The sequence below is a fragment of the Hydrogenimonas cancrithermarum genome, assembly GCF_030296055.1.
Lineage (GTDB): Bacteria > Campylobacterota > Campylobacteria > Campylobacterales > Hydrogenimonadaceae > Hydrogenimonas > Hydrogenimonas cancrithermarum.
Genome location: NZ_AP027370.1, coordinates 733,152 through 758,673, shown reverse-complemented (window position 1 = coordinate 758,673; position 25,522 = coordinate 733,152). Strand labels below are relative to the sequence as shown.

22 protein-coding genes are annotated in these 25,522 nt (G+C 50.5%); 18 read left to right on the top strand and 4 right to left on the bottom strand.

Annotated features, from left to right (window positions below; genetic code table 11):
* Positions 1-21: 21 nt before the first annotated feature.
* The 6 genes from pyrC (at position 22) to QUD54_RS03875 (ending at position 3,925) form a co-directional block, all read left to right on the top strand.
* Positions 22-1,032 carry a dihydroorotase gene (gene pyrC / locus QUD54_RS03900; protein ID WP_286337651.1) on the top strand — a complete coding sequence of 337 codons (1,011 nt, stop codon included), beginning with the start codon at positions 22-24 and terminating at the stop codon, positions 1,030-1,032.
* Entirely contained in the window at positions 1,022-1,675 is a 654-nt protein-coding gene (locus tag QUD54_RS03895; RefSeq protein ID WP_286337650.1) for a response regulator transcription factor, read from the top strand. The genes pyrC and QUD54_RS03895 overlap by 11 nt, the downstream gene beginning before the upstream one ends.
* Positions 1,629-2,513: a sensor histidine kinase gene (locus QUD54_RS03890; protein WP_286337649.1), complete on the top strand. Its 885-nt coding sequence runs from the start codon at positions 1,629-1,631 to the stop codon at positions 2,511-2,513. The genes QUD54_RS03895 and QUD54_RS03890 overlap by 47 nt, the downstream gene beginning before the upstream one ends.
* A gap of 3 nt (positions 2,514-2,516) precedes the next feature.
* Positions 2,517-2,957: a TonB-system energizer ExbB gene (gene exbB / locus QUD54_RS03885; protein WP_286337648.1), complete on the top strand. Its 441-nt coding sequence runs from the start codon at positions 2,517-2,519 to the stop codon at positions 2,955-2,957.
* A gap of 109 nt (positions 2,958-3,066) precedes the next feature.
* On the top strand, positions 3,067-3,444 hold the full coding sequence (locus QUD54_RS03880; protein ID WP_286337647.1) for a biopolymer transporter ExbD: 378 nt from the start codon (positions 3,067-3,069) through the stop codon (positions 3,442-3,444).
* Between the two features lie 25 nt (positions 3,445-3,469).
* A complete protein-coding gene (locus QUD54_RS03875) occupies positions 3,470-3,925 on the top strand; it encodes a hypothetical protein (RefSeq protein ID WP_286337646.1) in 456 nt (151 codons plus the stop codon).
* 49 nt (positions 3,926-3,974) lie between these two features.
* Here the strand turns inward: QUD54_RS03875 and QUD54_RS03870 are convergent, their stop codons facing one another.
* A complete protein-coding gene (locus QUD54_RS03870; RefSeq protein WP_286337645.1) occupies positions 3,975-4,379 on the bottom strand; it encodes a rhodanese-like domain-containing protein in 405 nt (134 codons plus the stop codon).
* 207 nt (positions 4,380-4,586) lie between these two features.
* Between QUD54_RS03870 and QUD54_RS03865 the strand changes: the two genes are divergently transcribed.
* Genes QUD54_RS03865 through QUD54_RS03845 form a run of 5 tightly spaced genes read left to right on the top strand, consistent with a single transcriptional unit; the run spans position 4,587 to position 8,641 of the window.
* Complete coding sequence (locus tag QUD54_RS03865; protein ID WP_286337644.1) at positions 4,587-4,904, top strand: hypothetical protein; 318 nt, start codon at positions 4,587-4,589, stop codon at positions 4,902-4,904.
* 3 nt (positions 4,905-4,907) lie between these two features.
* Entirely contained in the window at positions 4,908-5,714 is an 807-nt protein-coding gene (locus QUD54_RS03860) for a DUF692 domain-containing protein (protein ID WP_286337643.1), read from the top strand.
* Complete coding sequence (locus QUD54_RS03855) at positions 5,704-6,381, top strand: HvfC/BufC family peptide modification chaperone (RefSeq protein ID WP_286337642.1); 678 nt, start codon at positions 5,704-5,706, stop codon at positions 6,379-6,381. Before QUD54_RS03860 ends, QUD54_RS03855 begins: the two co-directional genes overlap by 11 nt.
* Positions 6,382-6,404: 23 nt before the next feature.
* Entirely contained in the window at positions 6,405-6,848 is a 444-nt protein-coding gene (locus QUD54_RS03850) for an HvfX family Cu-binding RiPP maturation protein (RefSeq protein ID WP_320051787.1), read from the top strand.
* A 23-nt stretch (positions 6,849-6,871) separates the two neighbouring features.
* On the top strand, positions 6,872-8,641 hold the full coding sequence (locus tag QUD54_RS03845; protein ID WP_286337641.1) for an FMN-binding glutamate synthase family protein: 1,770 nt from the start codon (positions 6,872-6,874) through the stop codon (positions 8,639-8,641).
* On the opposite strand, the gene QUD54_RS03840 is transcribed toward QUD54_RS03845, so the two are convergent.
* Entirely contained in the window at positions 8,622-9,338 is a 717-nt protein-coding gene (locus tag QUD54_RS03840) for an OmpA family protein (protein ID WP_286337639.1), read from the bottom strand. The genes QUD54_RS03845 and QUD54_RS03840 overlap by 20 nt on opposite strands.
* Positions 9,339-9,449: 111 nt before the next feature.
* Here QUD54_RS03840 and QUD54_RS03835 point away from each other — a divergent pair, with 111 nt between their 5' ends.
* The 3 genes from QUD54_RS03835 to QUD54_RS03825 are packed head-to-tail and all read left to right on the top strand — an operon-like array spanning position 9,450 to position 15,510.
* Complete coding sequence (locus QUD54_RS03835; RefSeq protein WP_286337638.1) at positions 9,450-12,404, top strand: MutS-related protein; 2,955 nt, start codon at positions 9,450-9,452, stop codon at positions 12,402-12,404.
* A gap of 35 nt (positions 12,405-12,439) precedes the next feature.
* Positions 12,440-13,324, top strand: a complete 885-nt coding sequence (locus QUD54_RS03830; protein ID WP_286337637.1) for a DUF2231 domain-containing protein — start codon at positions 12,440-12,442, stop codon at positions 13,322-13,324.
* Entirely contained in the window at positions 13,324-15,510 is a 2,187-nt protein-coding gene (locus tag QUD54_RS03825) for an IGHMBP2 family helicase (RefSeq protein WP_286337636.1), read from the top strand. Before QUD54_RS03830 ends, QUD54_RS03825 begins: the two co-directional genes overlap by 1 nt.
* Here QUD54_RS03825 and QUD54_RS03820 read toward each other — a convergent pair.
* Positions 15,507-16,037 (bottom strand): PAS domain-containing protein, encoded by a 531-nt coding sequence (locus QUD54_RS03820; protein WP_286337635.1) that lies wholly within the window; start codon positions 16,035-16,037, stop codon positions 15,507-15,509. The genes QUD54_RS03825 and QUD54_RS03820 overlap by 4 nt on opposite strands.
* 182 nt (positions 16,038-16,219) lie before the next feature.
* On the opposite strand from QUD54_RS03820, the gene nosZ (QUD54_RS03815) reads away from it, so the two are divergent.
* Both nosZ (QUD54_RS03815) and QUD54_RS03810 read left to right on the top strand, forming a co-directional pair.
* Complete coding sequence (gene nosZ, locus QUD54_RS03815) at positions 16,220-18,823, top strand: Sec-dependent nitrous-oxide reductase (RefSeq protein WP_286337632.1); 2,604 nt, start codon at positions 16,220-16,222, stop codon at positions 18,821-18,823.
* Positions 18,824-19,014: 191 nt separating this feature from the next.
* Entirely contained in the window at positions 19,015-20,670 is a 1,656-nt protein-coding gene (locus QUD54_RS03810; RefSeq protein WP_286337634.1) for a PAS domain-containing sensor histidine kinase, read from the top strand.
* Here QUD54_RS03810 and QUD54_RS03805 read toward each other — a convergent pair.
* Complete coding sequence (locus QUD54_RS03805; RefSeq protein WP_286337633.1) at positions 20,667-21,359, bottom strand: response regulator transcription factor; 693 nt, start codon at positions 21,357-21,359, stop codon at positions 20,667-20,669. The two genes, QUD54_RS03810 and QUD54_RS03805, sit on opposite strands and share 4 nt — an antisense overlap.
* A gap of 586 nt (positions 21,360-21,945) precedes the next feature.
* Between QUD54_RS03805 and nosZ (QUD54_RS03800) the strand changes: the two genes are divergently transcribed.
* Together nosZ (QUD54_RS03800) and QUD54_RS03795 are read left to right on the top strand one after the other, a co-directional pair.
* Positions 21,946-24,549 carry a Sec-dependent nitrous-oxide reductase gene (gene nosZ / locus QUD54_RS03800; RefSeq protein ID WP_286337632.1) on the top strand — a complete coding sequence of 868 codons (2,604 nt, stop codon included), beginning with the start codon at positions 21,946-21,948 and terminating at the stop codon, positions 24,547-24,549.
* Between the two features lie 181 nt (positions 24,550-24,730).
* Complete coding sequence (locus QUD54_RS03795) at positions 24,731-25,519, top strand: cytochrome C (protein WP_286337631.1); 789 nt, start codon at positions 24,731-24,733, stop codon at positions 25,517-25,519.
* Positions 25,520-25,522: the final 3 nt, after the last annotated feature.

Here is a 25,522-nt window from a genome sequence, read left to right as displayed (position 1 = left end):
AGTAAAAAAAAGGCTTTTCTCATGGTTATATCGATCGATTCCCCGCTCGACATGCACCTTCATCTGCGTGACATGGATATGCTGGATATTGTGGCGCCTTTGAGTGCCGAAACTTTCGCGGGAGGGCTGGTGATGCCGAATCTCGTACCGCCCGTGACGACGAAAGAGGCGGTGTGCGACTACAGAAACCGCATCTGCAGGGCGCAGGGAGACCACTGCTTCACCCCTTATATGACGCTCTTTTTCCGTTCCGATTACAGACCGGAGTTCCTGGAGTCGGTCAAAGATGAGATCTTGGCGATCAAACTCTATCCAGCCGGTATCACGACCAACTCCGAGGGCGGTGTGAGCGGTTTCGATCTCGAAGAGCTTTCACCGGTACTGGGTGTCATGAGCGATCTTGGCATTCCACTCTGCGTACATGGTGAAACGGGCGGTTTCGTCATGGACCGTGAAGCGGAATTCATTCCGATTTACGAAATGCTGGCGCAAAACTTTCCCGATCTCAAGATCGTGATGGAACATATTACGACCAAAGAGGCGGTGGCGGCGCTGGACCGCTACGACAACCTTTTTGCTACGATCACGCTTCACCATCTCTACATCACGCTCGACGATGTGGCGGGCGGATTGCTGCAGCCACATCTGTTTTGCAAGCCGATCGCCAAACGCCCGGAAGACCGAAGTGCATTGCTCAACGTCGCACTCGGTGCCCATCCGAAAGTGATGTTCGGTTCCGACTCCGCACCGCATCCGCGCGATAAAAAAGAGGCGCCGGGATGTGCCGCAGGTGTCTTTACTGCTCCCATCGCGTTGCAGGGACTGGCTCAGCTTTTCGACAGGCATGGTGCGTTGGAGAATCTGCAGGCATTTGTGAGCGACAATGCACAGCGCATCTACGGCATCACGCCGCCGGCCAAAAAGGTGGTTCTCGAAAAAACACCCTATCTGGTCCCGGAGATCTACGAAGGGAGCGTCGTCCCGATGTTCGCGGGGCAGAGTCTCGCCTGGAGGGTCGTGAGTGCCGGCTAGAGTTCTTCTACTCGAAGACGACAGGCTCTTTGGCGAAACGCTTGTCGATTTTCTGGAGGGCGAGGGGTATGAAGTTGTCCATTTTCCCGAGGCGAAATCGGCCATCGATGCCGTTTATGGCGACGACTTCGACCTCTATCTGCTCGATGTGAACGTGCCGGATATGAACGGTTTCGATCTTTTGAAGCAGTTGAGAGAGAGCGGTGACAAGACCCCCGCCATCTTTATCACTTCCGCAAGAGACAAAGAGGCGCTCGCCACCGGATTTCACAGTGGTGCGGACGATTATATGAAAAAGCCGATCGATCTCGATGAACTTCTTTTGCGTATCGAAGCGCAGCTGAGACGGCATCGAAGATCGCAAAAAGTCCAGGTCGGGGAGTATCTGTTCGATATGGAGAGACTGGTGCTCTACAAGGATGCGGAGCCGGTCGCGCTTCCCAAAAAGCTGGCCGAACTTCTGGGGCTGTTGCTGCGCAACCGCGGTGAAGTCGTGAGTACCGAAGAGATACTACAGGAGATCTACGGTGAAGAGAATCCCGGAACGGGGGCGTTGAGGGTTTACATCAACAAACTCAAACAGCTTTTCGGTAAAGATGCGATCACCAATATTCGAGGTATCGGTTACTGTTTTGAAGCGTAAGCAGATCGCAAAAGTCCTTCTCTTCTATGTTGTCACGTTCGTGGCGATGGCAGCTTTGATGTGGGTCGTTTTTGAAAACTTCGGCTACAGCGACAAGAACTTTCTGGTCGTCACGATCATGCTTCTTCCTCTTTCGATCCTCTTTGGCTATATCCTTTCGAAAGTGGCGCTCGAACCGCTCTTCATTACGAACGACCTTCTCGACAAACTGCTCAAAGATACGCTGCACGAACTCAACATCCCTCTTTCGACCATTTTCGCCAACGTCTCGATGCTCAAACGCAAAGAGACGGACCCAAAAAAGCTGACACGGCTCGAACGGATTGAAAAAGCGGGAGAAAACCTGGGAGAACTTTACGAAGATCTCGACTACTTCATCAAAAAAGAGATCGGTTCCGTAGAGCGGGAACGGTTCGATCTTGCTGATATTGTCGCCGGAAGCATCGCAAAGGTCGACGATATAAAAGGTGATATTTCGATACAATACGACAACCGTTCGGTGCCGATCGTCGCCGACAGACGCGGATGCCAGAAAGCCGTCGACAATCTGATCTCCAATGCCATCAAATACAACAGGCCCGGGGGATCGGTGAAGATTTCGTATGAAAAAGGGTGGCTCGTCATAGAGGATTCCGGTATCGGAATGGATGAGACGGCGCTGTTTCACATTTTCGACCGCTACTATCAGAGCGACCTGAATGCATCGGGGTATGGCATCGGCCTGCATATCGTCAAGACATTTTGCGACGAACACGGTATCGAAATCAAAATAAGCTCCAAAGTGGGCGAAGGGACCACTTTTCGTCTTGACTTCGGGGCTGTAACCACAGGAGAATAGAGAATGAACACTTCCCAGATAGCCGATATCGTCGACTACGGTTTTATCGGGGTGCTCGGATTTATGAGTGTGATCGCACTCTGGCTGATCCTGGAGCGCTACTTTTACTACCGGCATGTCGATCTGCGTAGCTTCGAAGAGAAAGAGGAACTGGAGATCGTATTGGGCGAAAATCTGACGATGATCGCATCGATCGGTGCCAACGCTCCCTTTATCGGATTGCTCGGGACCGTCGTGGGGATCATGGTGACTTTCGTGACGATCGGCCAGAGTGGATTGGTGGAGACGAAGGAGATCATGGTCGGTCTTGCGTTGGCGCTCAAAACGACGGCTGGAGGCATTCTGGTGGCGATACCCGTCGTCTGGTTCTACAATCTCCTTGGCCGCAGAGCGGAGATCCTGGTGGCACAATGGGAGATGATGAAACGGCGTGGGGAGATCTGAAAATGGAAAATGGAAAATGGAAAATGGAAAATTGTGACATCCATTTCCAACATCCAATCTCCGATGCCGATTCGCGAAGCGAATCTCAATACCCCGAGAAAGGGATGTCGTGAAGATCCGAAAGTTCGACCAGATCAACGTCCTTCCGTTTATCGACATTATGCTGGTTTTGCTGGTTATCGTACTCACCAGTGCTTCGTTCGTGAGCAAGGGGACCATCCCGGTCGATCTTCCCGAGGCGAGCGGTCGGAATGCCCCGATCGAAAAGATGAAAAACATCGTAATCGACAAAAACGGCAACTTCTATTTCGAGGAGAGGAAAATGGATTTCGAAGCGTTTCGGAAAAAGATTCTTTCACTCGATCCCAAAAAAGATGCACTTTTGATTCGCAGCGATGCCAAAAGTCAGTTTCAAAACTTCGTAAAAGTGATCGATCTGCTTAAATCGAACGGCTTCGAGAAAGTCAGCATCGAAACGAAGCAGTGATCGGCAAAAACTTCAGGAGAAAGAGATGAGAAAATTCTTTTTAATTGCGGCACTCTTCGTTTCAGGGACAATACTGAATGTGGAAGCTGCGGAGTGCAAAGGATGCAGTGTCGGAAAACTCATGCTACAATGTGACTATTATGTCAAGCGTCAGGGTGATCTGACGAAACAGCACTACTGCAAAGCGTATGCCGAGAGTGTCGATATCGATGGGGCACGTGCCAAGGCGGCATGGTATTTTCTGCTTGCTGGAGAACCCAAAAAGGCGCTGGCTTCGGCCAAAAACGCTTTGAAGCATGGACACGATTTCGCTGCCGAGTATGCCGCTTTGGCATCGGCGGTTCTCGGTGATTCACGTGGGGCGAAACGTTATATTTCCTACTTTTTGGAGCGTGTCAAAAACGGAGATTATGTAAAGGAAGATATCGGAGTGCTTCGAAAGATTTATGGTTCGGCCGATTTTTCGTCATTGACGGAATAGGTTCTTTTTTCTTTCGCTTCGGACAGGCCGCGTTTGGCGCGGCCGAAAACTACTTCTGTACGTGTGCTTTGTGCGCGGCGATCATATCTTCGATGTTGGCGCCGAGGACATAGACATTTTCGTAGCCCAGGGCTTCGAGGTACCCCATTACCCGGTTGGCAAACCAGCCTTTGAGGCATGCTACGAGGATCGGTGTCGTTTTGTCTTTCGGCAGAATGTCGAGATAGGTCGTAAATTCCGTATAAGGGGTGTAGTAGGCATCCGGAATATCGGCCTCTTCGGCGTTTTCGCCACTCACTTTGGCCGGCGGACGAACATCCAGCAAAACAGCGCCCACTTCACGTATCAGCTCCATCCCTTTTTCCATATCGACATTTCCGAGTCCCGGTTTCTCTTTGTCGAGCGCGATCGCCGCTTCGACTCTTTCGACGATGTTTTGATCCAGTGTTGACATATTCTCTCCTTTTTCAAAGTTATTGTTTCTATAGATATTAATTATAATGAAGTTAACCTAAATTGTGTGTTAAAAAACCTGTTTCCGTTTTTCTGTTTTCCGCGACCGTCGAATCGGTCCCATTACCGAATCTCGAAATCGTGAACCTACACACTCCTTGCACAATTGGTAAATACAATACATTATCTCAATAAAAAAGGAACGAAGATGGCAAAGATGAACCGACGCAAAGCGATGACAGTGATTTTGGGGGCGATGGCTGCGGGGACGACCGTTGCAGTCGCCGGTATGAATGGCTGCGGATCCGGGAAATGCGGATCGAAAATGAAAGAGAAGATGAAAGAGAAAGGCAAAGGAAAATGCGGAGGTGAAATGAAGTCGGAGATGAAAGGGAAATGCGGTGCAAAAACGAGAGAGGAGATGAGAGAAAAAGGCAAAGGGAAGTGTGGCGGTGAAATGAAGGAGGAGAAGAAAAAGATGAAGGGCAAGTGCGGCGCCGGAAAATGCGGCGGGAGCATGAAGTAGACGATGATGGTCGAAGGATGCGGACTGGGGCTTCGGGACGATTTCATCGACGAGATACCCTCGTACGCGAAGCGTATCGACTTTCTTGAGGTGGTGCCTGAAAATATGATGCACCTGAACCGGAAAGAGGCGAAACGTTTCGAGCGAATATGCGAAGCGTTTCCCGTCGTCGCCCACGGATTGTCCCTTTCACTCGGCGATGTCGGCAGTCTCGATCTTATCCATCTTGGACGGCTCAAAAAATTTCTGGAGCGCTACGGCATCGAACACTATTCGGAGCATTTGAGCTTCACGTCGCTCGACGGTGTTCAAAGTTACGAACTTCTGCCGCTTCCGATGACGGAGACGATGGCCGATGCGGTCACGGAAAAGATCGCCCGTATCGAAGAGATTCTCGAGCGCCCGCTCATCATCGAAAATCCCACCTACTACACGGTGCTTGAGTCGACAATGGACGAGACGGCGTTCATCGGCGCGATTTTGGAGCGTAGCGGAGCGAAGCTGCTTCTGGACATCAACAATGTTTTCGTCAACGGTTTCAACCACCGTTTCGACGCGAAAGCTTTCATCGATGCGATCGATCTGGAGCGTGTGGCCTACTGCCACATCGCGGGGCATCTCGAATATCGGGACGATCTTTTTATCGATACGCACGGGATGCCGGTCAAAGAGGAGGTGTGGGATCTGATGGCGTATGTGATGGCGAAAAAAAGGCTCCCGGTGATGCTCGAGCGCGACAATAACGTTCCACCGCTGGAGACGTTGATGAAAGAGTTCGAGAGGATGCGGGAGATCCACCATGCGGCGTGAAAGAGAGATTCAGGAGCGTTTCTTCAAGTCGGTACGGTCGGCACAAACGGATGCGTACACCAATGGAGATATTTACGAAAAGCTGATCTTCTACCGGTTCGACGAAACGCTCCGCGCGGCTTATCCGCTCTTTCGGGCACAGCTGAGTGAAAAAAAGTGGGAAAAACTGGTCAAAGCCTTCATCGCCAGCGGGCCGGAGTCCCCCTTTATGTGGAAGATGCCCAAAGCGTTTCGCCGCTTTGCGGTTTCGAAAATGAAAAAACGAAAGTGGCTGAAGGATCTGCTCCGGTTCGAGTGGACGCTGATAGCGCTGACGATGGTGCCCTGCAAAAAGCCCCGCGCCCGAAAGGTCGATTTTTCGAAACGCTATCGATTGGGCCGATGTGCCCGTATCGAAGAGCTGAAATACCCCGTCATGTACGGGCGTTTCAAACCAGAAGGCAGCTACAGGGTGGCCATATACCAGACCCCTTTGGGCGGTGTGGCATGGATGGCGTTGACACCTTTCATGGGTGATCTTCTTGAACGCTGCGACGGCAAGCGGCCGCTCGGGAAGATTGTAAAGCAGTTGTCCAAAACCTATGGACTCTGTGTCGAAGATGCCGAAGCGGTTCTTGCGAAAGGACTCAAACGACTCCTGAAATTTGGAGTTTTGGTGCCGAAATAGCGGTACCCACAGCGAAGGAGGCCATGATGGCACTTAAAGAGGCATATATCGAATTTTCAAGAGCGGCGGGTTATTTTAAAAGTGTTTCGCTCCTTTTTCTTCGTCTGATTCTCGCTTACGGGTTTTACGAACCGGCGATGATGAAGTGGAGCGACATCTCGGCCGTGTCTGAATGGTTCGGCTCGATGGGCATGCCGTTTCCGACACTCAATGCATATATGGCGGCGACGACGGAGCTGACAGGTGTCGTTTTGCTGACACTGGGATTCCTGACACGCCTCATCTCGGTGCCACTGATCGTCGTGATGATGGTGGCGATCTTCACAGTGCATCTGCCGCATGGCTTCTCCGCAGGCGAGAACGGTTTCGAGATACCGCTCTATTATATGATCATGCTTTTCGCGCTTGTGGCGCACGGTCCGGGGCGTTTCAGTCTCGACCGTATGATCTTCAAAGAGGACGCGTAAGCGTCTCTTCTGATCGATAGAACATGGAAGAGTTCCTCGAATTTACCCGGCGGGCCGATGTATTCAGCTTTCCGCTTCTGATGTTTCTGCTCAAAGTCGCCGCGATCGTCGCGATGATCGTCGCGCTGCTGGTGCTGATCTACGATCGTTTCGTGCAGCGGGAGAACCAGCTGCTGATCAACTATCCGCTGATCGGACGGTTGCGCTACTTCTTCTACCTGATCCGCGATCCGATGCGCCAATATTTCGGTGACGAGAAATTCTACGAATCGTTCGATAAGGTGAAGTGGGTCTACGACGCGGCTGAAGGGCGTGCCCTGCTTGCCTCGTTCTCGCCCGGCCAGCCGATAGCGACCGGAATTTTCGGGTTGAAAAACGCTTCGCGCGTCTTGAACGAAGAGGAGGTGGACCGCCGTTTTTGGGTGACGTTCGGAGAGGTGTGCGAAACGCCGTTTCGATCACGCTCCATCATCGGACGAAGCGCGATGAGTGACGGTGCGATCTCGCCGGAAGCGACACGCGCCTTCGCGAAAGGGGCGTATCTGGGCGGATTCCCCATCAATACGGGAGAGGGGAGCCTGACGACCAATTTCTTCTATACGCATCGATGCGATCCCCGTGGCCAGAAGTGGTTCGAGTATTACGAAGGGACGTGGTTCGCAAAGAGTCTCTACTACCTCTTTGGCTTCTTTTTCAACGACGTGGCCGCGGTCGATCTCTACCGTGCCCTCGTTCTTCCGAAAAAGGAGGCCGAGACCTTTCTTTTCGACAGAAAGCATATGGCCTGTTTCAGAGTCGACTGGAGCCGTCCGCTCTCCGATTTTCCGGAAACGGTACTGGAGGACCTTCCGGATATCGTCTTTCAGATCGGCAGCGGGCTCTACGGGGTCCGCGATGGGAAGGGGGAGTTCGACGAAGTGCGTTACGAGAAAGTGATGCGCTTTTGCAGGATGAGTGAAATCAAGCTCGCCCAGGGGGCCAAGCAGACGGGCGGGAAACTGCTGGCTGTGAAGGTGACCGACGCGATCGCTTACTACCGCGGTGTCGAGCCGCACGAAGATCTCTTCAGTCCCGACCGTTTTCCTTATTACGATTCGGTCGCTGCCCTTTTCGATTTTCTCGGGAAACTCAAAACACTCTCCGGCAAGCCGGCGGGGATCAAGCTCGTCATCTCGTCGCGGGAGGGTATCGATCCGATCGTAGAGGAGATTCGGGTGAGGGTCGAATCGGGCTCGCAGGCCTATCCCGATTTCCTGACGATCGACGGCGGCGACGGCGGCAGCGGAGCGGCACCGCTCGAGACGATGATGCGGGTGGGGCTGCCGATCCAGGAGGCGATCCATATCGCCGACAGAGCGCTGCGTGATGCCGGGGTCAGGGAGAAGGTCAAGCTGATCGGCAGTGAAAAGGTGCTGACACCGGATGACGTCGTCGTGCTCAAGGCGCTTGGTGCCGATCTTGTAGGAATCGCCAGAGGGTTTATGATGAGTGCGGGGTGTATCCGTGCCAGGGAGTGCAGCGGAGCGGGCGGCCGCCACTGCCCGGTGGGGTTGGCGACACAGGATAGGCGCAGGCGTGCGTCGTTTCTGGTCGAGCAGAAGTCACGCCATATCGCCCGTTATCACGAAAGGCTTGTCGACGGGGTTGTCGGCCTTTTGGCGGTTATGGGCAAGCATTCGATCGACGAGGTCGAAAGATCCGATCTTTTTTATAAAGATCCGGACGGATACATCTATGACGATATCGAGGATTACTTCAGGTCACGCCTGCATCTCAGCGGCAGGCGTCGATAACTTTATCCTCGCTCGGATAGAGGTAGATCTCGACACGGCGGTTGATCGCCATGTTTTCGGGAGAGTCATTTGGCATCAGCGGCTTGCTGAAAGAACAACCTCTGGCGTATATCTGGTTGGTGACACCAAGGTTTTTGAGCATATTGGCGACATTGAAAGCGCGTTTTTGTGACAGCTTGAGGTTGTAGTCGTACGATCCGCGGCTGTCGGTATGGCCTACGACCTGAACGATGGTATTCGGATATTTTTTCAAAACATCCACAAGGCGTGCGATCTTCTCTCTCGCTTCCGGTGTCGGATCGGCCGCATCGGTTTCGAACATCATTTTGCTTTTGAAGGTGATCTTGACATAGTTGTCGTGCTTAGTGACGATGATGTCTCGATGTTTGGCGGCCTCTTTTTCGTTGGCGCTTACGTCGGTATCCATCGAGTCGGCGACCTCCTGGGCCTGTTTGTCGAGACTGTAGCCGATCGCTCCGCCGGCCGCGGCACCGATCGCGGCGCCGATCGCCACGTTTTTCCCCTTATGATGTTTGCTTGTCACCGCACCGAGTGCCGCTCCGACGAGGGTGCCTATCAGAACGCCCTCTTTGGTGTGCTCGGCATCGTTCGGCGCTTCGCCGTTTTTGGCCGCACATCCGCCGAAGATCAAAAGTGCAGCCAGCGAAAACGAAACCGCTTGGGTTGGAAACTTCATGGATTGCTCCTGCTTTTGGTTTTAAAGATTATAGCCCTTTTTTGTGAATCAAACGTAAATAAAAGTCGCTATGCGATATAATCGTTCCATATTAATTGAAGGTAAAAACGGGTGCATATTGAGGCGATCAACGAGCTTTTAAACGACAAAAAGCGGCTTTTGACCGATATCTATTTTGAACTTCAGAAGATTTTCGAAGCCAAATACGGCTCCGATACGGTCGTGTTAATGGAGATTGGCACCTTTTTCGAAGTCTATGAAGTCAACAATGACGAGCTGAAAGTCGGTAAAGCAAAAGAGATCGCCGAACTGCTCAATATCCAGCTGACGCGCAAAAACAAAACGATTCTTGAAAATTCCGTCGCCAACCCCATGATGGCGGGTGTGCCGGCCGTCTCGCTCGACCGCTATCTCTCACGACTCGTACAGAGCAAAAAATATACGATCGTTCTGGTGCGTCAGAAGGGGGCACCGCCGAACGTCAAGCGCTACATCGCCAACATCCTTTCACCCGGAACCAACTTCGACTACCTGGTCGAGCCAAGCGAAAACTACATCGTTTCGCTTATCGTCGACATCAACAAAGGGATCTACTCCTGCGGCTACAGCGCCATTGACGTCAGCACCGGCAAAACGTGGCTCAACGAAGTCCACGGAACGCGTGAGGACAAAACCTATGCGCTCGACGAGATTTTCAACCAGCTGCAGAGCTACAACACTTCCGAATTGCTGCTCACGCTCAACGACGCGTCGATCGATTCGGAATGGATCGTCCGTTATCTGGAGATCGAGGGGCACATCAGCTATACGGTCGGAAAGACGCGCCACAAGATCGCCTACCAGAACGAACTCTTCGCCAACGTCTACGGCATCCGCTCGTTTCTGAGCCCCATCGAGTATCTCGATCTCGAGCGGTACCCCTACGCCTCGGAGTCGCTCTCACTGCTGATCGATTTCATCATCGAGCATGACGCGGCGCTGATCGAGAAGATGAACCGTCCCGTTTTCCTGGGTGGGCAGCATTTCGTCTATCTGGGTAACAATGCGCTCGAGCAGCTCAACGTCATCAGCCGTGACCCGGACGAGATGACGCTTCTCAAACTCATCGACCTCACCTCCACCGCCATCGGCAAGCGCCTCTTCAAAGAGCGGCTTTTGAACCCGATCTGCGACGAAAAGGAGCTGAGACGCCGCTACGATCTGGCCGAGAAGGTGACGGAGCATACCCAGAACTTCTCCAACACCCTCAAAGAGGTATACGACCTCGAGCGCATTCTGCGGCGCATCAAGCTCGGCAAGCTCCATCCGTTCGAGATCGTCTACTTGCACGATTCGCTCAAAGCCCTCGAACAGCTGGTATGGGAAGCCAAAGGTGTGGGTGTCGAAGTCGAAGAGGATCTGCGGGTGCAGATCGAGAGTTTCGCACGGGAGCTGGAGAAGACCTTCGTGCTGGAAGAGTGCGGAAAATATCGCCGCGACCAGATCGAGAGCAACATCTTTCAGCCCGGCATCAATCTCTTTGTCGACCAGATTGTCGAGGAGAACAGAAAAGAGCTCGACAAACTGGAAGCGGTGCGGCTGCATATCGAAAATTTTTTCGAACGGGGCGAAAAGAACGATACGGAGTATGTCGGCATCGGGTGGCTCGAGAGCGAAGGGTACTTCCTGAATGTCACCCGTACCCGTTTCGGGATGATCGAGAAGGATCTGATGGAGAGTTTTTTGCTGCTGGAGGGCAACCACTACTTTCTGCGTGACTTCAACTACAAAAAGCTCAAAAACAGCGTCAAGATCACGTCGAAGCTGATCGACGACATCTCGAAGGTGATAATGGCCAACCAGGCACGTATCGTGGCGTTGATAAAACAGAGTTATGTCGAGTCGCTGGAACTGCTCGAAAAGCGTTATGCGCAGCTGCTGGAGCAGATTATCGCATTTGTCGGACGTTTCGATGTGGCGATCGCGACGGCTCGGGCGGCGCAGCAGTACAACTATGCCCGGCCTGAAATTCTCGGCCGACAATCGGAAAAGGAGCAGACGCTGGAGTTTGTCGGGCTTCGCCATCCGCTGATCGAATCGCGCGAAGAGAACGGTATCTACATCCCGAATGACCTGCTGATGGGCGATCTGCCCGAAACGCTCGAACACGACCACGTCACGCTGCAGTCGAGCGACGGTCAGCCCGTCAAAGGGGTCCTGCTCTATGGCATCAACTCCAGCGGCAAGAGTTCGTTGATGAAGAGTGTCGGTATGGCGGTTATCATGGCGCAGGCGGGCTTCTTTGTCCCGGCGGCTTCGATGCGCTTCCACCTTTTCGACAAGCTCTTTACCCGCATCGTCAGCAAAGACAACCTTTACAAAGGGCTCAGCACCTTCGCGATCGAAATGATGGAGCTCAAAAATATTTTCAACCGTGCCGGTCGCGGGTCACTGGTGCTGGGTGACGAGATCAGCCACGGAACCGAAACGGAATCGGCTCTGGCGATCGTGGCGAGTGCGGTGAAACGGCTCTATCAGCTCGATACGCTCTTTATCGTCGCGACGCATCTACACAAACTGACCGAACTGAAAACCGTAACCGAGCTGAGGGGGATTGTCTTTTTACATCTCGGGGTTGAATATGACGAAGCGAAAGACGCTCTCGTCTACAACAGGAAACTGATGCCAGGCGTGGGAAGCACACTCTATGGGCTGGAGTTTGCGAAGTCGCTTCATATGGACAAGAGCTTCATCGAGACCGCCTACGAGATTCGTGAATTGCTTGGCGATGAGGGGAGGGGATTGAAGCGGCTGAAAAAGAAGAAGCGCAGCCGCTACAACAAAGAGCTCTATCTGAGCAGCTGTGCGCTTTGCGGTGCACCGGTCGATGAGGTCCACCATATCGCCCCACAAGCGGAAGCGGATGAAGCGGGGCGCATCGGCCATTTTCATCAAAACCATCGCTACAATCTGATTCCTTTATGTAAGAAGCATCACAAGATGGTTCACGAAGGGAGAGTGATTATTCAGGGATTTGTGATGACCGATGCCGGGTTACAGTTGCGCTACAGTGAAAATGATGTATAATCTTTGCTACTAATCCAAAATATTAAGGAGATCCCATGAGTCTGCCTGCCATCGATATCCCGGTACAGCTTCCGTTTGAAGTGCCTCTGTTGGTCCACCCGATCTTCGTCCATTTCGCGATCGCGATCCCTATTATCGTACTGTTGATCGAACTGGTCAACATCAAAGCGAAAAAACCGGCTGTGAGCATCACATCGCTCTTTTTGCTTACATTGCTGATAATCGTCTATATCGGTGCCTTTTTTGCAGGTAAAGCGGACGGTTCGGAAGCCTTTGCGCTGCTCACGCCGGAAGCGAAAGAGGAGTTGAAGTTTCACAAACTGCTCGGTACCTATCTCGTTTACGGGACGCTGATCCTTTTTCTTCTCAAAGCATTGGCGATGCTCGTCAAAAAGAGCTGGGCGCGTGACTTTTTCCTCGTTTTTCTGGTCGTTTTTATCGGTGTCATGTTCAAGCAGGGCAAAGATGGCGGTGAATTGGTTTACGAGTACGGTGTGAACGTCAAAGCCGTGACCGAAGTACAGAACAAACTCGATGATATGCAGTACGATCTGGACGACCTGAAAGCGGAATTGAAAAAAGTGAAAGAGGAGTGCGCCGCGAAGGAAGAGGGTGCCGCCGCACCGGCAGAATCACAGGAGGCCGCTCCGGCAGAAGTTGAAAACGCGGCGCCCGCGTCTGAAGAGAGTTCTTCTGAGCCTGAACACGAAGCGGCGCCGGAGCAAGAGAGTACTCATGAAACGCCTGCCGCATCGGAACACGAGAGTGCACCGGCACAGACGCATGAAGAATCCGCCCCCGCCCAAGAAAGTCACGAAACGGCTCCTGCAGAGCACGAAAGCGCCCCGGCAGAGGAAGCTGCACCGAGCCATGAGAGCGAATCGGAAAATACGACACCGGTCCATATTCCGACCCACTGATGGCGTCCAAGCGGCCACTTCCTTTTATCCTTCCCGCCTCTTTGGACGAGAGGCGGCGCTCTCGGGAACTTCGGCGCCATAAAATCAAACCCGCCAATATCGCCCGCATTTACGAGGGTGACGGTTGGGTTCTCTACATCCCTACGAAGAAGAGCTACTTCAAACTTCCCAAAGTCATGATACCGAGCCGAGAACTCGAGCATCGCATCAAAACGATCCATGCCTATATCGAAGAGTACAAGGGGCTGATCGATGTCGAGCGGCGTGCGGAGATGGATGCGCAGATCAGGGAGATTCGCTCCATAAGCGGGAAAGAGCGAGAAGTCTACGGACGGGCGATTCTGGGGCTCAGGGGACGGAGTGTGGGGCGGAAGTTCGATCTCTATCTCTACCGTTTCAGCCGTGACCGGATCATCGAAACGGAGATCGGCAGTGGAGATATCGTGCTGATCAGCCGGGGTGATCCTCTCAAGAGCGATCTCACGGCCACGGTGATGCATGTGGCGAAAAACTTCGTGGAGGTTGCATTTTCGCAGAAACCGCCGCCATGGGTGAAGGAGGGTGTCAGACTCGATCTTTTCGTCAACGACGTGACATTCAAGCGGATGGAAAACAATCTGGAGAGAATACGCCACATCGAGTCTCCCTTTTCGCAGCTTCGCGATATCGTGCTGGGACTGGCAGTTGCAAAACCGGCGAAAATCGTCTCTTTCGATTCGCAGAACGAGCGATTGAACGAGAAACAGCATGTCGCTGTCGCAAAGGCGCTTGGCGCCAAAGAGATCGCACTCATTCACGGACCACCCGGGACCGGAAAGACGACGGCGGTCGTCGAAGCGGTCGTACAGTTCGTCAAAGCCGGGAAAAAGGTGCTCGCAGCGGCGGATTCGAACGTGGCGGTCGACAACATGCTCGAAAAACTGGCGGAAAAAGAGGGCATCGATCTCGTGCGTATCGGCCATCCGGCCCGTGTCGGCGAGAAGCTCGAGAAGTATGCACTCTTTTCGCGTATCGAGGCCGACCCACGGACACAGAAAGTCAAAGCGATGCTCGAAGATGCCCAGAAACTGGTCGAAGTACGTAACCGGTACAGCAAGCCGACGCAGGCACGCCTGCGGGGAATGTCGAAAGAGCGTGTCAAGACATTGGCCGCGACCGGAAGAGCGTACCGTGGCGTCGATGTGAAAACGATCCAGTCGATGGCACAGTGGATCAAAGAGGATGAGAAGGTCGAGCGTTTTTACGCTGCCATCCGCGAACTCGAAACCTCCATTATCCGCGATATTATCGGCGGTGCCGATGTCGTTCTCTCGACGAACGGGATGATCGGTGCCGAAATGCTCGAAGGCTTCACGTTCGATGTCGCCGTCATCGACGAAGCGAGTCAGCAGATGGAGCCTTCGACACTGCTACCGATGATGCGGGCGAAAAAGGTGGTTCTCGCCGGAGACCATAAACAGCTCCCTCCGACGGTGATCAGTAATCTCGACATTCTCAAACACTCTCTCTTCGAGCGGTTGATGGAGCGCAGCGATACGCCGCAGACTATGCTCGAAGTGCAGTACCGGATGAACGAGAAGATCATGGAGTTTCCGAACCTGCTTATGTACGCAGGAAAGCTGAAAGCGGACGAGAGCGTAGCCCATAGAAAATTGAGACTGGAAGAGGTACCGGAGAGCAGGTTGCTTGCAGAGATGTTCGCCCCCGACGTTCCACTCCTTTTTGCTGATACCGTGGATCTCGATGCCGATGAAGTTTTGCAGCCGCGTGCGACCTCGTATGAAAACCCCGTCGAGGCCGAATGGGTGATGAATGCGGTCAAAGCGTTGCTTGAAGGGGGCGTCGAGGCAGATGAGATCGGTATTATCACACCCTATCTGGCACAGGTCAAAAGAATTCGTCAGATGCTCGAAACGGAAGGATTGAAGGTGGAAGTCAAGAGTGTCGATGGATTTCAAGGACGTGAGAAAGAGGCAATCGTCATCTCATTTGTCCGTGCGAACATCGCAAAGGAGATAGGCTTCGTCAAAGATAGACGCCGCCTCAATGTCGCGATGACACGCGCCAAAACGAAACTCATTATGATCGGCAATAGACCGACCCTCGAAGCCCACGATCCGTTCGATCGGCTGTTCGATTGGCTGAAGACCCAAAAAGGCGCATCGATACGCCTTTTTAACGATTAATAGAACCTGTAGATCTCCTCCATCAGATTGTCGAAGGTGACATCTTCTCCGCCTTGGCGTAAAAATTCGTTCAATGCCTTTTCACTCGCTTCCATGCCGCCCTCTTTTTCGATTTCCGTCAATTTTTTGTAAAGAGGGTCGAGAAGCTCTTTGATATGTTTCGATACCGCTTTTCTGTAGGCTTTGTAGCCGGTGATCTCTTTCGTGTTGATGTCACGGATGATCTCGAAATGGGTGAAGACCCAGTAGTATCGGCCGTCTTTGGCCAGGTTCTTTATGACGGCCGTGATATTTTTCCCTTGCTTGATGCGGTCCCAGAGCAGTTTGAAGGCGATTTTCGGCATATCCGGATGGCGGACGATGTTGTGCGGCTGTCCGATAAGCTCCTCTTTTGTATAACCTGATATTTCGGCAAAGTAGTCGTTGCAGCCGGTAATGATTCCTTTCGTATCGGTCTCGCTTTCGATATATTTGGTATTGTCGAGTTGAATCTCTTCATTCCGGGGTTGCGGTCGTTCGTGTTGCATATTCGGATCCTTCTCAAAAGATTAGTTTAAATTATTTATACTATAAACATGGCGATAAATTATTGACATAAGTCAAGAAAAATTAACAAAGAATTAACTATTATTTTAACATGCAGTTTGAATTTTCTATTTAAATAGGGAATTCAGCCTGTTATCTCAGGAAAATTTAAGAAGGAGGCAGTATGAGTTCGATCGTCAAGAAGCTATCGATGGTAGCGATCGGAACGATGGTGGGTGTGTCGATGGCCTCCGCGAGTTCAGAGCTTGAAAAAGTGATGAAAGAGCGGGGACTGACGCAGCAGGATCTGCTGGCGGCAGCCAAGACATATACGCCAAGCGGCGGACGTGACAAATATATCGTATTCAGTTCGGGCGGACAGTCGGGGCAGATCATGGTATATGGCGTACCGTCCATGAGGATTCTCAAATATATCGGTGTGTTTACCCCGGAACCATGGCAGGGGTGGGGATACGACGACGATACGAAAAAGGTTCTCGCACAAGGGAAGATTCGAGGGAAGCAGATCACGTGGGGCGATACGCACCACCCGGCGATTTCCGAAACCGACGGAAAATATGACGGAAAATGGCTCGTCATCAACGACAAAGCCAATCCGCGTATCGCTGTCATCGATCTCGCCGACTTCGTGACGAAGCAGATCGTCGTCAACCCGGTCTTCAAATCGGACCACGGCGGGGCTTTCTTCACGCCCAATAGCGAGTACATTCTCGAAGCGTGCCAGTACGGTGCACCGCTGGACAACAACTACCACCCGATGGAAGAGTACAAAGAGACCTATCGCGGCGGTGTGACGGTCTGGAAGTTTGATCACAAACATGGAAAGATTCTTCCGGAAAAGTCGTTCACGATCGAGATGCCGCCCTATATGCAGGATTTGAGCGATGCGGGTAAAGAGGCGAGCTACGGCTGGGGCTTCACCAACTCCTTCAACTCCGAAATGTATACCGGCGGTATCGAAAAGGGCCTTCCTCCGTTCGAAGCGGGATGTAGCCGTAACGATACCGACTACCTTCATGTCTACAACTGGAAGAAACTGGCGAAATTGGCCGAAAATCCGAAAAACGTCAAGATCATCAACGGCCATAAAGTTGTGCCGATCGATGTCGCCGTCAAGAACAACGCGCTCTTCCTGGTTCCCGAACCGAAATCTCCGCACGGCGTCGATGTGAGCCCGGACGGCAAATATATCGTCGTCTGCGGTAAACTCGATACCCATGCGACGGTCTACAGTTGGGACAAGATCAAAAAGGCGATCGATCATAAAGATTTCGTCGGTAAAGACCCGTATGGTATTCCGATCATCGATATGAAGAAAGCGGCACACTGCCAGGCGGAACTGGGCCTCGGGCCACTCCACAACCAGTATGGATCGAAGTGGAAAACGGATGGCGAGATCTATACGTCACTCTACGTCGACAGCCAGGTCGTCAAATGGAACTATCTGACCTGTAAAGTCGAAGACCGCGTCAACGTCAACTACAACATCGGCCACCTCTGCGGTATGGAGGGTAAAACCGAAGATCCTCAGGGCGAGTACATCATCGCACTGAACAAACTGGCGATCGACCGATTCAACAATATCGGGCCGCTGCATCCGCAGAACCACCAGCTGATCGACATCCGCGGCAAGAAGATGCAACTTCTGTACGATATGCCGATTCCTCTCGGTGAGCCGCACCAGGCCGTCGCGATCCGTGCGAGCAAACTGCATCCACATGTCCGCTACAAAATGGGTACCAATCCGTTTACCGGAAAGATCCATAAAGGTAAAACGCTTGCGGGACAGGAGAAAATCGTACGCAAAGGGAACCATGTCTATGTCTACGGTACCGTTGTCCGCTCCCACATCAATCCGGAGCACGTCACCGTCAACCTCGGCGATACCGTCACGTTCTACCTGACCAACCTCGAGCGTGCCGAAGACGAAACACACGGATTTACCGTCGACCAGTACAACGTCCATGCGTCGCTCGAACCGGGTAAAACGGTCGCTCTCACGTTCAAAGCGGACCGCGAAGGTGTCTTCCCCTACTACTGTACCGAGTTCTGTTCGGCCCTTCACCTCGAGATGATGGGATACCTGTTGGTCAAAGACCCGAGCAAGAAATATGTCTCCGCCCAGAAACTGAAAATGGCGAAAATGTCGCCCGAACAGCTCAAAGCGGAATACGACAAAATCGTCGCGACCAACGCCGCGACCGACAAAGTCATCCAGAGTGTCGTGAAGTTTCTCAAAGAGAACCATTACGAGAAATATCCGGTCGTCAAGCAACTGGTGGAAGATGCGCTCGATCAGTACGGCAAGATTCCGGAGCAGAAGAAGAAAGCCGATGAATATTTCAAAAAAGGCGATCTGGAAAAAGCGATTCTGTTCGAAAACATGATCTGGCAGTATATGGTCAAAACGGCGGATGTCGGTATCCGTGCACGAGATCTGTTGATCCGTAAAGTCGCGACACCGATGAGTGAAGCGGCCAAACGCGGTGAAGTCGCCTTCAACGAAGGCGGATGCGGCGGATGCCACGTCATCGGTAAAGTCTCTTCCGGACCGGATTTGACGGGTGTTCTCCAGCGCCATGAAAATGGTGAGAAATGGGTTGCCGAATTCATCAAAAATCCGGAACATAAATACAATGATCCATACATCCAGTCGATGATCAACTATTTCAATCTGCGTATGCCGAACCAGGGCATGAGCGACGAGGAAATCAAAGATATCATCGAGTACTTCAAATGGGTTGACGAAAACGCCAATCTGTTCTAATTCTCTCAGGATCCGGGGATTCCCCCGGGCCCTATCTACAAGATATACAGCCTTAAACGTAAATCCCTTTCAATCGTCTTTATAAAGCAGCATAAGGTGATTGCTTTTGCATAAAAGTACACATTTATACGCTTTATGCGATAATCGAATGTAGACGATCACTATTTTTTATATTCAGAGGAATAATTTTAATGCTTACCGCATTGAGTTTTACCAAAAGATATGTCCTGGCACTCGGGATCATCGCATTGTTGTCGACTTTGGCCTATTTCAATCTCAATCATATGATCGAGAGTCAGGTCGACGATGGTAAAATGATCAATATAAGTGGTAGGCAAAGAATGCTCTCCCAAAAAATTGCGTTGTTTTCAATTTACTACAAAACGAAATACCTCTTTGAAAATATTAAACTTATGGAGCATTCGCATAGATTGCTCGTTTCAAGCAAAATGTCGGACGAATTGAAAAAACTCTATTTCGAAGAACCGGTTCATTTGGATAAAAGAGTCAAAGAGTATCTTTTTCATGCAAAACGTTTTTATGAAAATCATGACGGCAGAAGTTTGAATTATGTTCTCAAACATTCGCAGAGCCTTCTTTATGATCTGGATCGGGCGGTATCGATCTATCAAAAAGAGGCGGAAATCAAAACCAAAAAACTGAAAAAAGTCGAATTCTTCATATTCGTTTTGACATTGATAACGCTCTTTTTCGAAGCTATTTTCATTTTTATGCCTGCCAACAGAAGCATCAACAAAAAAACGAAAGAGTTGACCGCGGAAAAAGATTATTCAAATATGATTATCGAATCGAGTGCCAATGCGATTATCGCATTGGACAAAGACCGCAAGGTGCAAACCTATAACAAGATGGCGGAAAAAATATTCGGATATACAAAAGAAGAGATGATCGGAGAAGATTCTCTTAAAAAGATCATTCCCAAAAAATATCGCAGGTTGCATGACCTTGGCTTGAGCAATTTTATGAAAAGCGGAAAATTGAAACATAGAGGCGAAGTGCTCGAGCTTGAAGGTTTGAGGAAAGATAACAAGGTATTCCCTATAAGAATCTATTTCGGTAAAACCAGCGATAAAGAAAATGTCTCTATCGTGGCGAACATTCAGGATATCAGCAAAGAGAAACTCAAGGATACCATCGTACAGCAACAAGCGAAATTTGCAGCTTTGGGTGAAATGATCGCCATCATTGCCCATCAGTGGCGACAGCCTTTGGCGCAATTGAATTTCAACTGTATGTATATAAGAAAAAAACTGAAAGATGATGAACTTAAAAAGGAGATAAGCAAAAACGAAGAGATCATAGCGTTTATGTCTGAAACGATTTCAAGTTTTGAGGATTTTTATAAAAAATCGAAGCGTGAAATATTCCATCCGGAAAAATCGATCGCTCAGGCGCTCAAGCTGCTCGAATCGTTATTCAAACTCAATCAAATCGAACTGGTAAAAGATTTTCGAAGCGGTGCAACCGTTTACGGAAGCATCAACAGTCTGGCCCAGGTGGTACTCTCGATTCTGCAAAATATGATCGATGTTATAAAACAGAGAGAGATTCAAAATCCTGTAATAAAGATAGTATTGAAAGAGCGCTCCGATGAAGAGGTGGAATTGACGATAGCCGATAACGCTGGAGGAATTATCGTCAAACCGATCGAAGAGATTTTCGAACCGTTCAAAAGCAAAAAAACGGTTCCCTCGACAGGGATAGGACTTTATATGTCGAGATTGATCATAGAAGAGAAATTCAAAGGATGCATCACTGCCCGTAACATCGATGAAGGCGCGATGTTCACCATCATCCTTCCAAAGACGAAGGTACTCCCGGATTAATCGATCATATATCCCAACTTGCCGACAGTTTTTATGATGTCGCAATCCAGTTTCTTTCGAAGTTTGAAAACCAGGTTTTTAAGGGCGGAAGGAGGGACTTCATCATACATATAGAGTTTGTCTTCTATGGTCTGTTTCGTTACCAAAGAGCCTCTGTGCTCGATCAAAAGCTCGAAAAACTCTATCTCCTTTGCCGTCAATTTGATCTGTTTCTCGTTTATCGATATATTTTTGTTTTTATAGTCGTAGAGACAACCGTTTTTCAATTCTATCAGAATATTTGTCTGAACATTCGCGGATATAATTCGGGAACAGTCCGTGAGGACTTTGGTGAGATCACTCTCTTTTATCGGTTTTATCAGATATTCGACCAAAGAGAGTTTGATGGATTCAAGCAGCAATTCCTGATTGGCATAGGCACTCGTTACGATAACCGGCGTTTTTTTGTCTTTTTCCCTCAGCCTCTTTATGAATTCGAGGCCATTCAGTTTTGGCATTTTTATATCGGTAATGATAATGTCGGGACGATGTTTCAGGTACAGCTCATAGGCATCCATGCCATTACTCGCTTCATAAACGGTATCTACATAAAGAAGAAGGATTTTTTTAAAGATTTCTCTCAATCCTTCATCGTCTTCCGCGAGTAAAATAGAGCTGTTTTTAAGAACAAGTTCACTTTCATTTTTCATAAGATGCAATTTTATCATAAAAAAAGAGAATACTTTTCAAGATAAAAAGTTTCTTTTGAGTCGCTTTTAATGATTTTTTTTAGCAGCGACTCAAAAGAAACCGACACTGGAGTACAATAGTGATGTCGGTATTTAACATAGAATTAACAAGGATCCATTTTGAAAAAATGGATCGAGTTTGGAATTGTCGGTTTAGTCGTCTGAGTGTTTTGAAAGAAGGTTCAAACGACCAAATCGATCTAAAAACGATAAGGTCGTGTTCATTGAAAACCCATCGTTTTTACAAGGCTGTTGCAAAACAGGAACATCCCCTCCGACATAGTGTATCTTGACAGTATGGTAAGACGTGAATCGAGCAGAGTAGTCTCTGCGACACGGATGGCACGCCAACAAGTGACAATAGATGACAAGCCTCACATGACAATATCCAAGATACTACCCCCTCCTCGCTATCTTGCAGATCAGCTACTTTATACATGAAAAATAGAAAACTGTTTTGAGCCAGCTTTCGCAAAAACGATGGGTTTTCAATGAACATGACCTTATTGTAGTGGTTTGGTTGAGAATATTTCAAGAAGGAGGCAGTATGAGTTCGATTGTCAAGAAGCTATCGATGGTAGCGATCGGAACGATGGTGGGTGTGTCGATGGCCTCCGCGAGTTCAGAGCTTGAAAAAGTGATGAAAGAGCGGGGACTGACGCAGCAGGATCTGCTGGCGGCAGCCAAGACATATACGCCAAGCGGCGGACGTGACAAATATATCGTATTCAGTTCGGGCGGACAGTCGGGGCAGATCATGGTATATGGCGTACCGTCCATGAGGATTCTCAAATATATCGGTGTGTTTACCCCGGAACCATGGCAGGGGTGGGGATACGACGACGATACGAAAAAGGTTCTCGCACAAGGGAAGATTCGAGGGAAGCAGATCACGTGGGGCGATACGCACCACCCGGCGATTTCCGAAACCGACGGAAAATATGACGGAAAATGGCTCGTCATCAACGACAAAGCCAATCCGCGTATCGCTGTCATCGATCTCGCCGACTTCGTGACGAAGCAGATCGTCGTCAACCCGGTCTTCAAATCGGACCACGGCGGGGCTTTCTTCACGCCCAATAGCGAGTACATTCTCGAAGCGTGCCAGTACGGTGCACCGCTGGACAACAACTACCACCCGATGGAAGAGTACAAAGAGACCTATCGCGGCGGTGTGACGGTCTGGAAGTTTGATCACAAACATGGAAAGATTCTTCCGGAAAAGTCGTTCACGATCGAGATGCCGCCCTATATGCAGGATTTGAGCGATGCGGGTAAAGAGGCGAGCTACGGCTGGGGCTTCACCAACTCCTTCAACTCCGAAATGTATACCGGCGGTATCGAAAAGGGCCTTCCTCCGTTCGAAGCGGGATGTAGCCGTAACGATACCGACTACCTTCATGTCTACAACTGGAAGAAACTGGCGAAATTGGCCGAAAATCCGAAAAACGTCAAGATCATCAACGGCCATAAAGTTGTGCCGATCGATGTCGCCGTCAAGAACAACGCGCTCTTCCTGGTTCCCGAACCGAAATCTCCGCACGGCGTCGATGTGAGCCCGGACGGCAAATATATCGTCGTCTGCGGTAAACTCGATACCCATGCGACGGTCTACAGTTGGGACAAGATCAAAAAGGCGATCGATCATAAAGATTTCGTCGGTAAAGACCCGTATGGTATTCCGATCATCGATATGAAGAAAGCGGCACACTGCCAGGCGGAACTGGGCCTCGGGCCACTCCACAACCAGTATGGATCGAAGTGGAAAACGGATGGCGAGATCTATACGTCACTCTACGTCGACAGCCAGGTCGTCAAATGGAACTATCTGACCTGTAAAGTCGAAGACCGCGTCAACGTCAACTACAACATCGGCCACCTCTGCGGTATGGAGGGTAAAACCGAAGATCCTCAGGGCGAGTACATCATCGCACTGAACAAACTGGCGATCGACCGATTCAACAATATCGGGCCGCTGCATCCGCAGAACCACCAGCTGATCGACATCCGCGGCAAGAAGATGCAACTTCTGTACGATATGCCGATTCCTCTCGGTGAGCCGCACCAGGCCGTCGCGATCCGTGCGAGCAAACTGCATCCACATGTCCGCTACAAAATGGGTACCAATCCGTTTACCGGAAAGATCCATAAAGGTAAAACGCTTGCGGGACAGGAGAAAATCGTACGCAAAGGGAACCATGTCTATGTCTACGGTACCGTTGTCCGCTCCCACATCAATCCGGAGCACGTCACCGTCAACCTCGGCGATACCGTCACGTTCTACCTGACCAACCTCGAGCGTGCCGAAGACGAAACACACGGATTTACCGTCGACCAGTACAACGTCCATGCGTCGCTCGAACCGGGTAAAACGGTCGCTCTCACGTTCAAAGCGGACCGCGAAGGTGTCTTCCCCTACTACTGTACCGAGTTCTGTTCGGCCCTTCACCTCGAGATGATGGGATACCTGTTGGTCAAAGACCCGAGCAAGAAATATGTCTCCGCCCAGAAACTGAAAATGGCGAAAATGTCGCCCGAACAGCTCAAAGCGGAATACGACAAAATCGTCGCGACCAACGCCGCGACCGACAAAGTCATCCAGAGTGTCGTGAAGTTTCTCAAAGAGAACCATTACGAGAAATATCCGGTCGTCAAGCAACTGGTGGAAGATGCGCTCGATCAGTACGGCAAGATTCCGGAGCAGAAGAAGAAAGCCGATGAATATTTCAAAAAAGGCGATCTGGAAAAAGCGATTCTGTTCGAAAACATGATCTGGCAGTATATGGTCAAAACGGCGGATGTCGGTATCCGTGCACGAGATCTGTTGATCCGTAAAGTCGCGACACCGATGAGTGAAGCGGCCAAACGCGGTGAAGTCGCCTTCAACGAAGGCGGATGCGGCGGATGCCACGTCATCGGTAAAGTCTCTTCCGGACCGGATTTGACGGGTGTTCTCCAGCGCCATGAAAATGGTGAGAAATGGGTTGCCGAATTCATCAAAAATCCGGAACATAAATACAATGATCCATACATCCAGTCGATGATCAACTATTTCAATCTGCGTATGCCGAACCAGGGCATGAGCGACGAGGAAATCAAAGATATCATCGAGTACTTCAAATGGGTTGACGAAAACGCCAATCTGTTCTAATTCTCTCAGGATCCGGGAACTTTCCCGGGTCCTGCAACAGCAACTGACCGAATAACCATATAATTATTCGTCAAAATTATTGATTATATGACTTGCTACTATAATTTGACTTGAATCAAATAATTATATGGTCGTTTTTGTGTATAATCAATTCCAATCTAGCAATGAAAGGAACCGAGCCATGAAGAGTTCACTGACGAAGGCCAGAATTTTTACACTGATCGCCTTTGGTATTTTGATGTATTGGTTTGTCATTCCGGCAGTATTTACACACGATGTCGTGGAGCTTGTACGTGCCGGGAAAGCGGATCAGATTCCGGAAATCTCCTATAAAGTGTGGAACTACTACCAGAAAGGGCAGTACGTCAGTACGACGACCCCCAAAGAGGCGGTAGGGGATCTGAAAAAGATGATCGAAGAGGATGCGGAGCTTTCGGTCGTGACGGCACCGATCTGGTATGTCGCGCTCGAAGCACCGAACTATCCGAAAGAGTCCTTTCCTGAAGGGATTCCGGTCTACTACCATTTCGACGGCTTCAGCGGTGACGTCCACGAAATGAATACGATCAACCACTATATCGGAATGGATCCGATGGAGCGCGGTGCACCGTATCTGCGGGCTTTTGCACCCTATGCACTGGTATTGGTGGCGCTTCTGATGGTCTATTATATGCTCTACGATGCAAAAATCCTCGACCTTTTGATGCTGATTCCGGTGACGTTGCCCGTGATCTTCCTGGGGTTCTATGCCTACTGGCTCTACTGGTTCGGCCACCATATGCATGCATGGGGGGCTTTCAAGATCAAGCCGTTCATGCCGACGGTTTTTGGAGACGGTAAGGTGGCGCAGTTTACGACCCACTCCTATCCAACGACCGGATTCTGGCTGCTGCTCGCCATCAGTGCATTGAGCCTGCTGGCGATCATTTCCAAACGTAAAGCTCGCAAGCTCGCGGCACAGGAAGTGTAAGGA